Origin of the sequence: Brevibacterium sediminis (assembly GCF_013623905.1) — a bacterium.
GTDB lineage: Bacteria > Actinomycetota > Actinomycetes > Actinomycetales > Brevibacteriaceae > Brevibacterium > Brevibacterium sediminis.
Genome location: NZ_JABKDD010000003.1, coordinates 321775 through 335260, shown reverse-complemented (window position 1 = coordinate 335260; position 13486 = coordinate 321775). Strand labels below are relative to the sequence as shown.

At 67.1% G+C, this 13486-nt stretch carries 12 protein-coding genes; 5 read left to right on the top strand and 7 right to left on the bottom strand.

Translation table 11 applies throughout. The features are described from left to right. Positions 1-164: 164 nt before the first annotated feature. Positions 165-1061, bottom strand: a complete 897-nt coding sequence (locus tag HK108_RS07635) for a LysR family transcriptional regulator (protein ID WP_181271033.1) — start codon at positions 1059-1061, stop codon at positions 165-167. Between the two features lie 122 nt (positions 1062-1183). On the opposite strand from HK108_RS07635, the gene HK108_RS07630 reads away from it, so the two are divergent. Next, positions 1184-2389 carry an acyl-CoA dehydrogenase family protein gene (locus tag HK108_RS07630; protein WP_181271032.1) on the top strand — a complete coding sequence of 402 codons (1206 nt, stop codon included), beginning with the start codon at positions 1184-1186 and terminating at the stop codon, positions 2387-2389. Here HK108_RS07630 and HK108_RS07625 read toward each other — a convergent pair. Next, positions 2364-3452 (bottom strand): amidohydrolase family protein, encoded by a 1089-nt coding sequence (locus HK108_RS07625; RefSeq protein WP_139469174.1) that lies wholly within the window; start codon positions 3450-3452, stop codon positions 2364-2366. The genes HK108_RS07630 and HK108_RS07625 overlap by 26 nt on opposite strands. 35 nt (positions 3453-3487) lie before the next feature. After that, the gene (locus HK108_RS07620) at positions 3488-4372 is read right to left on the bottom strand and encodes an oxidoreductase (RefSeq protein WP_218973656.1); all 885 of its coding nucleotides are present in this window, start codon (positions 4370-4372) and stop codon (positions 3488-3490) included. An 83-nt stretch (positions 4373-4455) separates the two neighbouring features. Here HK108_RS07620 and HK108_RS07615 point away from each other — a divergent pair, with 83 nt between their 5' ends. Together HK108_RS07615 and HK108_RS07610 are read left to right on the top strand one after the other, a co-directional pair. Continuing rightward, a complete protein-coding gene (locus tag HK108_RS07615; protein ID WP_229664265.1) occupies positions 4456-6210 on the top strand; it encodes an ABC transporter transmembrane domain-containing protein in 1755 nt (584 codons plus the stop codon). Continuing rightward, the gene (locus HK108_RS07610; RefSeq protein ID WP_181271031.1) at positions 6207-7988 is read left to right on the top strand and encodes an ABC transporter ATP-binding protein; all 1782 of its coding nucleotides are present in this window, start codon (positions 6207-6209) and stop codon (positions 7986-7988) included. The genes HK108_RS07615 and HK108_RS07610 overlap by 4 nt, the downstream gene beginning before the upstream one ends. Positions 7989-8007: 19 nt before the next feature. Here HK108_RS07610 and mgtE read toward each other — a convergent pair whose 3' ends face one another. Then, on the bottom strand, positions 8008-9375 hold the full coding sequence (gene mgtE, locus HK108_RS07605; RefSeq protein ID WP_139469178.1) for a magnesium transporter: 1368 nt from the start codon (positions 9373-9375) through the stop codon (positions 8008-8010). 136 nt (positions 9376-9511) lie between these two features. Here mgtE and HK108_RS07600 point away from each other — a divergent pair, with 136 nt between their 5' ends. Next, on the top strand, positions 9512-10222 hold the full coding sequence (locus HK108_RS07600; protein ID WP_139469180.1) for an ArsR/SmtB family transcription factor: 711 nt from the start codon (positions 9512-9514) through the stop codon (positions 10220-10222). Between the two features lie 56 nt (positions 10223-10278). Beyond that, complete coding sequence (locus tag HK108_RS07595) at positions 10279-11094, top strand: isocitrate lyase/PEP mutase family protein (protein ID WP_180345641.1); 816 nt, start codon at positions 10279-10281, stop codon at positions 11092-11094. Between the two features lie 7 nt (positions 11095-11101). On the opposite strand, the gene HK108_RS07590 is transcribed toward HK108_RS07595, so the two are convergent. The 3 genes from HK108_RS07590 to HK108_RS07580 all read right to left on the bottom strand — a co-directional run bounded on the left by HK108_RS07590 (position 11102) and on the right by HK108_RS07580 (position 13481). Continuing rightward, a complete protein-coding gene (locus HK108_RS07590) occupies positions 11102-11464 on the bottom strand; it encodes a universal stress protein (RefSeq protein ID WP_139469183.1) in 363 nt (120 codons plus the stop codon). A 9-nt stretch (positions 11465-11473) separates the two neighbouring features. Then, complete coding sequence (locus HK108_RS07585; RefSeq protein ID WP_139469184.1) at positions 11474-12919, bottom strand: sugar porter family MFS transporter; 1446 nt, start codon at positions 12917-12919, stop codon at positions 11474-11476. Between the two features lie 64 nt (positions 12920-12983). Beyond that, positions 12984-13481: a hypothetical protein gene (locus HK108_RS07580; RefSeq protein ID WP_139469186.1), complete on the bottom strand. Its 498-nt coding sequence runs from the start codon at positions 13479-13481 to the stop codon at positions 12984-12986. Positions 13482-13486 lie beyond the last annotated feature (5 nt).

The window sequence follows — 13486 nt, the reverse complement described above, 5'->3', positions numbered from 1 at the left end:
AAGGGAAGTCGAAGAAGGACGTTATCCGGTGCATCAAGCGGTATGTGGCCCGAGAGGTGTATCGGATTCTCGAAGCGACGAACGTGAGGTGCGAGGCCGCTTGACAAGCATAGAAGGATCCTGACGGGGGCCCAGCAACCTCGCGCCAGGTTGCTGGGCCGCCGTCAGGTAGTAATAGGGGAGGGGAAGAGGGTGCGGACGATGTCGAGGACCCGGGCCAGTGCTTCGGACGGGTTGTTCCGGCGCCAGCCGAGGGCGAGCGTGAACGAATCCCCGCCCTCGGCGAGGCGGACATAGCGCACTCCGTCGATGCGGATGTGATCCGAGGACTCGACGACGACGGCCATGCCGACCTGCGCGCCGACGAGCGCCAGAAGACTGTAAGGATCCGGTGCTTCTTGGACGACCTGCGGAAGGAAACCGGCGTCGTCGGCCAGCCGCATCATCACCTCTCTGACCTGCGACCCGTGCGACGGGGCATAGGAGATGAACGGCTGATCGGCGAGTTCACCCATGCTCACCGACTCACGCTCGGCCAGCTCATGCCCCGAGGGCATGGCGATCATCACGCTCTCCTGTCGGATGACGTGGACCTCGACACCGGCCGGCACCGGCGGGCTGATGATCGCGAGATCGGTCTCCCCGTCGCGCAGCGCGATCGCGGCCTCCCCGCAGTACATCTGCGGCTGCAGGTCGAGGCTGATGCCCGGGTGCCACTCGCCGACCTCGCGGGCCAATTTGGAGAGGATGGAGTAGCCGCTCGTGCCTCCGAATCCGATGCGCACCCGCCCCGCCAGACCCTGCTGAGCGGCCCGGGCGATGCGCCGGGCACCGTCCACCTGAGTCCCGATCGCCGCAGCTGGTTCGAGCAGCGCCTCACCCGCCGGCGTCAGTCGGACCCGCCGGGTCGTCCGCTCGAACAGATCGACGTCGAGGTCGCGTTCGAGCGCGCGGATCATCTGGCTGAGCGCGGGCTGCGCGATGTGCAGGCGCTCCGCGGCCCGCCCGAAATGCAGCTCCTCGGCGACGGCGAGAAACGCAGTGACCTGCCTGAACTCCATGTCATGTCCCCGCTGCCCAGATTGATAAGAATTTACGCTTAATCACCTTGATATTACCTCTTGGACTCTGAGTAATTCCGATGGCACTGTTGAAGACGAACTCAATGCCCAAGGAGACGCCCATGACTGCCGAAACCCCAGCCACCCCAGCCACCCCAGCCACCCCCGCCGACCCCTCCGACCTGCTCGACCTCGCCGGACTCCTCACCGACGACGAGCTGGCGCTGCGCGAAAAGGTCCGCAGCTTCGTCGACGAGCGGATCCGCCCGAACATCGCCGAATGGTACGAAGGCGCGATCTTTCCGACCGAGATCGTGCGTGAGATGGGCGAGCTCGGCCTCCTCGGCATGCATCTGCAGGGGTACGGCTGCCCGGGGCGTTCCGCCGTCGAATACGGTCTCGCCGCCCTCGAACTCGAAGCCGGCGACTCCGGACTGCGCACCTTCGTCTCCGTCCAGGGATCGCTGGCGATGTCGGCCATCCACAAGTTCGGCTCCGAGGCGCAGAAGAACCGCTACCTTCCTGGAATGGCCGCCGGAGAGATCATCGGCTGCTTCGGACTGACCGAACCCACCGCCGGATCCGACCCCGCCTCGATGGCCACCACCGCCGCTCGCAACGCCGACGGATCTTGGACGCTCAACGGTGCCAAACGCTGGATCGGTCTGGCCTCGATCGCCGATATCGCCGTCATCTGGGCCGCCACCGACGACGGCATCCGCGGCTTCCTCGTGCCCACCGACACCCCCGGATTCACCGCCACCCCGATCACGCAGAAGCTGTCGATGCGGGCCTCTATCCAGTGCGATATCGACCTTGAGGACGTGAAATTGCCCGCCGAGGCGGTCCTGCCCGAGGTCACGGGACTGAAGGGGCCGTTCTCCTGCCTCAATGAGGCCCGGTACGGAATCATGTGGGGCGCCATGGGGGCCGCCCGCGACTCCTTCGAAGTCGCCCTCGAGTACGCACAGAATCGCCTCCAGTTCGACAAGCCGCTCACTGCCTACCAGATCACTCAGGAAAAGCTGGTGAACATGGCCCTCGAGATCCAGAAGGGCACCCTCCTGGCCATCCAGACAGGACGACTCAAAGACGCCGGGACCCTCGACCCCGTGCAGATCTCCGTCGGCAAGCTGAACAACTGCCGCGAAGCCATCGCCATCTGCAGGGAAGCCCGGACTATGCTCGGCGGCAACGGCATCACCCTCGAATACTCACCGCTGCGGCACGCGAACAACCTCGAATCCGTGCGCACCTACGAAGGCACCGACGAGGTCCACACCCTCATCCTCGGTCGCCACATCACCGGCCAGCAGGCCTTCCGCTGATCTGCACCCCGCCGACCCACACCTCGGCGGGCGTGCGCAGATCCTCCAGATCAGCCAGCGGATCGGTCCCGAGGACCAGCAGATCCGCACGACCGCCTTCGACGATCCGCCCCCGGTCACTCAGCCCGAGCGCATCGGCTGCGCCCGAGGTGGCCGACCGGATCGCCTCGGCGGCAGTCATCCCGGCGTCGATCAGGTAGCCGAGCTCACCGTGCAGCGACGCCCCGTGGGGCACGGGCGCGAACGGCGTCTCGTTCGCATCGGTGCCCGCAATGATCCGCACTCCCGCAGCGTGCAGGGCGCGCACATTCGACAGGGCGAGAGCGAACGCGGAATCGGCGTTCTCGCCGAGGCGGGCGTCGGCAATCGCACGCATCATCACCAAGGTGGGGGAGACGATGGTGCCCGTCTCGACGATCCGAGAGATCGTCGCCTCGCTCAGCCGTGCCCCGAAAGGGACATGGGTGAGCACATCGACACCGGCCTCGAGGCCGCGATCGAACGCCCCCGGAGTGACCGCATGGGCGACGGTGAGCAGGCCCCGGCCGCGGGCTCCGTCGACGAGCGCCCGCAGCGTCGGAATATCGAGCGCGGGCACCTCGGTGGCGTCCGGATCCTCGATGATGATCTTGATGAGATCGGCTCCGCCGGCCTCCCGCCAGTCAAGGAAACGGTCAGCATCGTCGGGTCCGGTGACACCGGATCCGACGGGGAATCCCATCACCTCGATCTGTGAGCTCCCCGGCGCCGAGGCGGCCGATCCGGCGCTGACGATCCCCGGGATTCCGCGGTCGGACCGGAAATCGTCGACAAGCGAGTCCGGATGCGTCCCGAGATCGACGAGCGTCGTCAGCCCCGAGCGAAGAGCACCGACGAGCGGCTCCCGCGATTTCAGGTGCACATGGGTGTCGATGAGTCCCGGCAGAACGAATCCGTTCGACTCCGCAGACGGGTCCTCGGCAGGGCGGATTGTCGTGATCGTGTCGGCGAAGTCGATGTCGACGGCATCGCCGATGACAGCGGAGTCGACATTGCTGATGTGCACACTGCGCAGAGTCGTCATGAACCCACCTTAGTCACCACAGGCATCTGCAATCCTCACAGTTCCGGGAATCCGACCCCGGTCAGCTCTTCGGACACCGCCCACAGTCGGCGAGCCACCTCGGTGTCGGTGGACTTCGCCGAACGGGATGCGAACCCCGGCTTTCCGCGGATCTCGAACGGACCGGTCGGCCCGATGTAGCTGCCACCGGGCAGATCGGCGACAGCGGCACAGAGGATCGGCCGTGCCCCGTTCTGCTCGCTCTGAGCGACCACTCGGGTGAACGCACGGCTGACTCGCGCGTCCAATGAGTTGTCGTCGCTGGAGCCGAAGAGATTCGTCGCCGCCATCCCCGGATGGGCGGCCGTCGCAATCACCGAGGATGACCGTTCGGACAGCCGGCGTTGGAGTTCCGAGGTGAAGAGCAGGTTCGCCAGCTTCGACTGACCATAGGCGGCCATCGGACGATACGATCGGCCGGTCCACTCGAGATCGTCGAACTCGATCGTGCCGAACCGGTGGGCGATGGAGGCGACGGTGACTATGCGTTCGCGCACCTGCGGGAGCAGCAGGTTCGTCAGGGCGAAATGGCCGAGGTGGTTCGTCCCGAACTGCGATTCGAATCCGTCGACGGTCCGGTACAGGGGCGGGATCATGATCCCCGCATTGTTGATGAGGAGATCGACCGGATCGGTGAAGTCCGCAGCGAAGTCGCGCACCGAGGACAGATCGGCGAGGTCGAGGTCGCGCACCTCCGTGCTCCCGGACATCGTCTTCGCGGCGGCTTCACCCTTCGCGCGGTTGCGGACGGCCAAGATGACATGGGCACCGCGGCCCGCGAGAACCCGGGCAGTCACCCGGCCGAGTCCGCTGTTCGCGCCGGTGATGAGGGCCGTGCGCCCTGTGAGATCGGGAATGCCGAAGTCCATCGGAGAAGTCATGAAGCCATCCTAGATTTCCGCCCTGGCAGTCAGCTGTCCACCCGAGCCGCCACCGCACCACCGAATTTGTTAGGGTAGCCTTCGTGCCGAAGACCCCTGAAACCGGTGCGCAGATGCTGCGCCGAGCCGCCCGTCGGCGCATCCGTCCCCTGTTCGGTGGAGCAGGGGCCTTGTCGATCTGGCAGGTCTGCGAAGCGCTCGTGCCGGTGGCGATCGGCATCATCGTCGACCGGGCGATCATCCCGCTGTCGATCCCAGCCCTCATCATCTCCATCATGGGCCTCGGCCTCCTCTTCACAGTGCTCAGCCTCGGCTACCGTTTCGGTGCACGTCTGTGCAACTCCGCCCGCGAGCACGAAGCCCACGCCCTGCGTGTCGAGATCACACACGCGGCGCTGACCGCCCCGAGCCTTCCAGCCGACCGCACCTCGGGCGAGGTTCTGTCGATCGCGTCTGCGGATGCCGACACCGCGGCCACCGCATTTCAACAGGCCGGACGCGGCATCGCCTCGGTGCTGGGCATGATCACCGCCGCGGTCTTCCTCCTCATCGCCGACCCCGTGACCGGACTCGTTGTCCTCATCGCCGTACCCGTCGGCCTGATCATCGTCGCCCTGCCCGGCCGGTCCGTCTCCGCGCGCGCGACCGCGCAGCTCGAAGCCGTCGCCTCCGCGGGACGCTCGGCGTCTGACCTCATGCACGGACTGCGCGTGATCAAAGCGATGGGAGGAGAGCCGTGGGCGGTCCGTCGCTACCGCGCCACCTCCGATGCGGCCGCCGAAGCCGGCGTCGCCACAGGTGAGAAAACCGGACGCCTGGCCGGGCTCGGGGCACTCGTCATGTCCGCGGTGCTGGCGATCGTCCTCATCGTCGCGGGCCTGCGCCTCATCGACGGCCAGATGAGCGTCGGCGCGCTCATCGGCATCCTCGGCATGACCGCCTTCCTCACCGAGCCCATGCGCGCACTCGCCGATATCGTCGGCCTCTTCGCCCAATCCCACGGCGCCGCCGAACGGATCGCCCGCCTGCTGACCAGCATCGATGCTGAAGCAGGCACCGGCGATGCGACAGACACCAGCGCCGAGGCGGCCCCCACCACCCGTGATGCCGCCGATATCCGCCCGAGCGTGACCACCACCGAATCCGGAATCACCATCGCCGGATGGCCGACGACCGCCGAGTCCCGGGCACTCACCACCGCCGGGGGAGCGCTGACCTGCATCGTCTCCGACGACGCCGAGGACGCAGCCATGCTGCTGGCTGAGCTGACCTCCCACGCCAGGAGCCTCGGCCCCGCCCGGATGCTCGTCGCACCCCACGACGTCGACCTGTTCGAAGGCACCATCGGATCGAACATCACAATGGTCGTCACCGCCGACAGTTCAGACGCCGACGACCGCACTGACGCTGTCGATCACCCGCCGATCTCGGACGAGGTGCTTACCGCCTCGGGCGTCGACGAGCTGCTCGACCTCGTCAATGGGGGACTCGGCTACCGGATCCAGGAACTCGGCGGAAACCTCTCCGGCGGCCAGCGGCAGCGCGTCGCCCTGGCTCGAGCCCTGAACGCCGACCCGCAGATCCTCGTCCTCGCCGAACCCACCACCGCCGTCGACGCGGTCACCGAAGCGAAGATCGCCCACGGGCTCAGCCGACTGCGCCGCAGGAGAGGAGACCAGGCCACGATCATTCTCACCTCATCCCCGGCCTTCCTCGCCGCCGCCGACACCGTCGTCTATCGCCCCACGTCGGGCCCGCTGCTCATCGGCCGCCATGCCGATCTCCTCGAGACGGACACCGACAGTGCCGAGGCCTACAGAGACACGGTGACCCGATGACGCCGCAGACCACCCTGACGATCGCCTCGCGGCGTCGCTCCTTCGCCCACCTGGCCCCGCTGCTGCGCCGCCGCGCCGGCTGGATCGTCCTCCTCGTCGTCGCGGGACTGGCCAATGCCGGGGCAGGCCTCGTCGGGCCGTGGGCGATCGGCCGTCTCGTCGACGAACTCCCCGCCGGAGCAGACCCCGAACTCGTGTGGGTCTGCGCCATCGCCGTCGCGATCGCCGGCATCGTCATGGCCGCCGGCACATGGATCGGCGCCTGGGCGCTCGCCCGCATCGCGATGCCCGTCGTCGCCGAACTGCGCACGGAAGTCGTCGACTCAGCCCTGACACTCGAGTCCCAGCGGATCGAACGCACCGGCACCGGCGACCTCGTCTCCCGCGTCGCCGACGACTCCCGCAAGATCGGCGAGGCCGCCGGCCAAGTGCTGCCGCTCGTCGTCGAATCCCTCCTCGTCGTCGTGGTCTCTGCCTTCGGTCTGGCCGCCATCGATTGGCGTCTCGGCCTCACCGGGCTCGTCGCCGTGCCGATGTACTGGCTCACTCTGCGCTGGTATCTGCCCAGATCAGAACCCATCTACAAAGAAGAACGCGCCGCTTTCGGCAGGCGCGCCGGCCGCCTGCTCGGCGGCCTCACAGGCAGCGCGACCCTGCGCGCCTATCGCGCAGAGGCCGGGGAGATGCGACGCATCGACTCCGCCTCCGCACATGCTCGCGACCTGTCGATCGACGTCTTCCGATTCGTCACCCGCGCCTTCGGCCGCAACAACCGCGCCGAGGCAGTCGTGCTCTCTCTGCTGCTGGCCGCCGGCTTCGTCCTCGTCTGGTTCGGGGAGTCCACCGCCGGCGCCGTGACCACGGCGGCTCTGGTCTTCCACCGCCTCTTCAACCCCATTGGCGCCCTCGTCGGACTCTTCGACCAGGTCCAATCGGCCGGCGCCTCCCTGACCCGGATGGTCGGAGTCATCGACGAAGCCAGAACCGTGCCGAAGCGCTCGGCCCAGGCCGCACCCGCTGCCCCGTGGCTCGTGCTCGAGGACCTGTGGTTCTCCTACGACACCGACCCGGATACGGACAATCACGTGCTGCGCGGGGTGAACCTGAGCATCGCGCCGGGTGAGCACATCGCGGTCGTCGGCACCACCGGTGCCGGGAAGACGACGCTGGCGAAGATTGCCGCGGGACTGTCCGCACCCGGTCACGGACGGGCACAGCTGACGGATGGCGGGGCCGCCTCGGCGAACGGGGTGGACGTGGGATCGATGGACGAATCCGCGCTGCGCCGGCATATCGCCATGGTCGCGCAGGAGGTGCACACCTTCTCCGGCAGCCTGCGCGACAACATCACCCTGCCGCGTCCGGACGCAAGCGACGACGCTGTTCGCAAGGCCGTGGACACGGTCGGCGCCGGGTGGGCGACGTCCCTGCCGAACGGCCTCGACACGCAGATCGGGGAGGGTGGGGTCCGCCTGTCCGCGGTTCAAGAGCAGATGATCGCGCTCGCCCGCCTCGTCCTCGCCGACCCGGACTTCGCGATCCTCGACGAAGCCACCGCCGAGGCGGGATCGGCCGGAGCTCATGTCCTCGAATCTTCCGCCGAGGCGGTCCTTTCCGGCCGTGGTGCGCTCATCGTCGCCCACCGGCTCAGCCAAGCGGAGAAAGCCGACCGGATCCTCGTCATGGAGCACGGACAGGTCATCGAGGAAGGCACCCACCACGACCTCGTCGCTGCAGGCGGCCGCTACGCCGAGCTGTGGGAGGCGTGGTCGGGCTGAGGCCGTCGGACAGGGGGCATCAGCTCAGGCCGAGCACCGTCGTGGCGATCGTGAAGTAGAGGATGAGGCCCGTGGCATCGCAGAACGTGGAGATGAACGGGTTGGAGAACACCGCTGGATCCGCCCCGACCTTCTTCGCGATGATCGGCATCAGCCCTCCCACCGTCGCGGCCATGATGCACACCGACAGCAGCGTCAGCCCGATGACCAGGCCGATCGCCCAACCGTAGACGAGTCCGGCGACGACGAAGCCCAATGTGCCGAGCACGGAACCGAGTACCGCGCCCACGCGCAGCTCTCTCCAGATGACTCGGCCGAGGTCGCGGACGCGTACCTCGCCGACGGCCAGGGCTCGGGTGACGGTGGTGGCCGCCTGGTTGCCTGTGTTGCCGCCGGTGCCGGTGAGCAGTGGAATGAAAAGCGCGAGGACGACGACCTGATCGAGTCGGTCCTCATAGACTTCGAGGACCTGGACGGTGAGGATCGCCGATACGGCGAGGACGAGCAGCCAGACGATGCGGCTCTTGACCAGACGAATGATCGTCGAGGACAGGTAGGAGCGATCCAGCGGTTCCGTACCGGACCCGCGGGCGAGGTCCTCCGCGTCCTCCTCGTCGACGATATCGAGGACGTCGTCCATGGTGAGGATGCCGACAAGCCGCTCTTCCTGATCGGTCACCGGCATCGCGATGAGCCGGTGGGAGAGGAACTCACGCGAGGCTTCCTCACGGTCCGTCAGCGCATGAGTGCTCAGCGAATCACGAACGATGTCCTCGATGATCGTGTCCTCATCGGCGGCAAGCAGGTTGCGCAGCGACACCACTCCCCGCAGCACCCGGCCGGGACCGACGACGGGCAGCAGGTAGACGGTCTCGGGTCCGTCGATGCGGGCGCGCACGACCTCCATGGCCTGGGCCGCCGTCCAATCCTCGTGGATGCCGAGGACCTCCGGAGACATGTACCGTCCGATCGCGGACTTCGGGTATCCGAGCACCGCGGACGTCATCTCCCGCTCGTCCGGGGTCAGCCCCTTCATCAGGCGGCTGGCCACGCCGGCGGGCAGCTCGCCGAACAGCTCGGCACGGTCATCGGGGTCGAGGCCCTCGACGATATCGGCGACCTCGGGTTCGCGGAGATTGCCGATGAGCTCGGCCTGGTACGCCGGGGGGAGGTCCTCGAAGACGTCGAGAGCCTCCTCCTTCGTCAGCACGCGGAAGAGCATCGCCGACTGCAGCGGGGTCGAGGTGTGGACGAGGCGTCCGATCTCGGCACGCGGGACCTGTTGGGCCAGACCAGCGATCTCATCGAGCGTACCGGGATCGATTCTGCCGGTGAGTGCGGATTCGAGTCGGTCGGCCGCCTCGGTGCCCTCTGTCGTATCGGCCACACATGCCCCTCACCTCGGACGGAAACTTCCGCCCTCAACCTTAGGCCATCCACGAGGCGGCGCCGGGCTCGCCTCGACAGCGCGCAGCCGCGACATTTCGGGCACCACCGAAACAACACAGCCCTACGATGGTGGCATGACGAGGAGATTCCCGGAGTCCGCCCCGAACATTGCCGCCCTGGCGTCGGCCATCGCCGACCCGAGGCGCGTGATGATCTGTGCCAGCCTCCTCGACGGCCGTGCCTGGACGCTCACCGAACTCGCCCGCGGCCTGTCGATTCCGATGTCGTCGATGTCCGAACACGCCGACGTCCTCATCGACCACGGCGTCCTCGTCGAGCGACGAGAAGGCCGGCACCGCTATGTTCAGATCTCCTCGACCGACGTGGCCGACTGGCTGGAGCACACCGGAGCTCTGGCCGGCGGATCGATGACCTCAGCACAGACGCTGGCTGCGAAGACCCGTGACCGTCAGCTCATCGAAGCCCGCACCTGCTACCGGCACATCGCAGGCCGGTTCGGCACTCAGCTCTTCTCCACACTGATGCAGCGAGAATGGATCGATCCGTCACTCACCATCACCGAATCCGGGAGGGCCGGGCTCGCAGAGGCATTCGGACTCGAGGTCGGTCAACCGTCTGCCTCGTCACGCCCCCTTGTGCGCCGGTGCCTCGATTGGACGGAACGTCGTTCCCACCTCGGCGGTCGCCTCGGCGACGACATCTGCAGCACGTTCTTCGACCGCGGGTGGATCCTGCGCCGCCCGCACTCGCGAGCTCTGACGATCACCGCGGACGGGCGCGACCGCCTCGACTGGGTGCTCAGCGCACAGAGAGATCATCTCTGACCCCCAACGCACAATCCGACAGCGCACTATCCGACAGCGAACAAAGGAAACCGACGATGACCTCACCCACCGACACCACGCGAGCCTTCCGCGAACTGCACGTTCCCGGCGACCCATTCATCCTGCCCTGCGCCTGGGACGTGGCCAGTGCCCAGTTCTTCGCCGAGGCGGGGCACCGGGCCGTGGGCACGACGAGTCTGGGCGTCGCGGCCGCCATCGGCGCCGCCGATGAGGACCGTGAGACGCTGACCGCCACCGCGGACCTCGTCGCCGCTCTGCGTCGGGCGCTGCCGGAACAGCCGCTGACCTGCGACTTCGAAGACGGGTACGGTGACAGTCCCGAATCCGTCTTCGCGAGCGTGCGCGAGGCTTTCGCTGCCGACCCCGCCGACCCCGCCGGCCGACTCATCATCGACGGCATCAACATCCAGGACTCGCGGCACGCACTGATGAGCGAACCCGTGGTCTTGGCCGCGAAGATGGCGGCCGTCAAGGAAGCGTGTCCGGATCTGTTCGTCAACGCACGGATCGACACATTCTGGCTCGGCCAGGACAGCCTCGGCGAGGTTCTCGAACGCATCGACGCCTATGCGGACGCGGGAGCCGATGGCATCTTCGTCCCCGGCGACCTCGACCTGTCGACGATCGAGACGATCACCGCCCGCAGTCGGGTTCCGGTGAACGTGCTGGCCAGTCCGCGATACTCGCGGACGACGCTCGCCGAGGCGGGGGTGGCCCGGATCAGCACCGGGTCCCTGCTCTACCGTGCGGCGATGTCGGAAGCGCTGCGCTCCCTCGCCGTCCTTGCCGACGACTCCCCGGCGGAGACTGAGAACGTGCTCTCGTACCGGGCTTTCACCGAACTGGGCTGAGTCAGCGTCAGCGCCCGTCCTGCCGGACGGTGAGCACGGGCACGGGGGAGCGGAGGATGAGCCGCTGCGCGACCGACCCGAGGATCATCTTGCCCACGCGCGATCGGGCACGGACACCGAGGACGAGGCGATCGACCTCCGCGTGATCGCTCAGTTCGTCGATGACGGCGGTGACCGGGTCGCGATCGCCGCGGCCGGACCGATTGATGACGGTGACCTCGAGCCCGGAGGGAATCTCATCCTCGGTGAAGTCATGGAGGGTGAGGTTGATGAGCAGCAGCCCGGTGCCGAGGTTCTGCGCCTCGGCGACGGCCGATTGGAGGGCAAGCCGACCCTCGGGACTGTCGGTGACGGCGACGGCGACTGACATGGAGGCTCCTTATCTGCGTCCGTACTCGGCTTTGAATTCGCGTTCGAACTCCGCGAGGTCCTTGTCCTTCGTCTCCGGCAGCATCAGTGCCAGGAAGACGAAGGCGATCACGGCGAGGCCGGCGAACATGCCGAAGGTCGCCGTCATGCCCAAAGCCTCGATGAGCGGCGGGAAGAACTGGGCGACGATGGCGTTCATGATCCACAGCACGAACACGCAGATGCCCATTGCGAAGCTGCGGATCTTCATCGGGAAGATCTCCGAGAGCATCAGCCAGGTCAGCGGGCCGACCGTTCCCTGCATGGAGAAGACGAAGAGGACGAGGAACGCGAGCACCGTCCACGCCTGTGCCGGTCCGGGAGGAACGATGACCGCGGTCAGGGCGATGAGCGTGTGGAAGACCGCGATGAGGGCGTAGCCGGTGAGGAACATGACCCGGCGCGGCAGCTTATTCAGCAGATACATGCCCAAGGAGATGCCGGCCAGGGAGAACACGCCGTTGGCGATGTTGCCGATGATGGCGACACCGGAATCCAGGCCCGCGCTCGTGAGCAGCTGAGTTCCGTAGTACATGACCGAGTTGATTCCGGTCAGCTGCTGGAAGAAGCCGAGTCCGGCACCGATGATCACCAGTCGCAGCACCCACCGGGTGCCGAGGTCGGAGAGCCCGCCCGTGGCCTCCTTCGCATCCTCGGCTGCGAGGTGGGTGACCTCGTCGATCTCGGCCTCGGCACGTTCGGGGGAGCGGACCTGCTTGAGCACGGCCAGAGCTTCCTCGGTGCGTCCCTGCGAGATCAGCCAGCGCGGGCTCTCGGGTTGGAAGATCATGCCCACGAGGAGGGCGATCGCTGGCACCAGGGCAACGAGCAGCATCCACCGCCAGATCGAGTCGACATGCCCGAAGAAGTTGAAGATCACGGCGTTGATGACGAACGCCGCAAGCTGACCGCCGACGATCATGAGCTCATTGCGGGTGACGTAGCTGCCGCGCTTCTCCGACGGGGCGATCTCACCGAGATAGACGGGCACCGTCGCCGAGGCACCGCCGACTGCGAGTCCGAGGACGAAGCGGGCGCCGATGAGGAACTCCGCCCCGGGCGCGAGCACGCAGCCGAGGGTGCCGATGATGAAGACTCCGGCCAGGAGCAGGATCGTCTTGCGACGGCCCCAGGCATCGGCGACTCGACCGCCGAAGACCGCACCGAAGGCGGCGCCGACCATGAGAGAGGCGACGACGAGGCCTTCGCTCAGCGCGGTCAGGCCGAAGTCCTCGCTTAGGGGTTCGAGGGCTCCGTTGACGACTCCGGTGTCATAGCCGAAGAGCAGCCCGCCGAAGGTGGCGACCGTGGCGATGATGCCGAGGCGGTGGACGGGGCGACCCGTGCCGACGTGGGGGAGTTCGAAGTTCGTGCTGGCGGTGGACGTCGATCGGCGACGCGGGGATCCGGGTGGCATGGGCGGCTCCTTTCCCCTTCAGTCCTAACACATGGGAGCCTGCCGCAAGCGGAGGGGGTGGAGCTCAGTCCTCCTGGTACGAGTCGTCGATGACTTCGGGCATCCCGTCGATGACCGAGACCTCTTCGGTTCCGTCGTCGGCCAGGGCATCGACATCGAGGTCGTCGCCATCCAGCTCGGCGACTTCGAATTCGTCATCATCGTCGGAGACCATCTCGTCGCCGACACGATTGCCCTGTTCCGCGGCAGGTGACTGATCGGTGTTGAACTCGTCGGAGAGACCGGGAGCCTCGTTCTCGTCGTCCCAGCCGGCGTCGTCGATGAGAGCATCGTCGGCCCCTTCGATGCCCGTGCCTTCCGGCCCTTCGGCACCGGGCTCGACGGTCGGCTCGGCGGGCTCATCGTCGATGCCGGAGTCGACGTCGACCTGGTCGGCCTCTGCTTCGGCGGCGGTGAGTTCGGGATCATCCAACTCTTCGGCCGTCGGATCGTCGAGTTCGGGATCGTCGAGGATGGGGTCGTCTTCCAGCCGGTCGGCCGCGTCCGAATCGAACTCGCTCATGATCT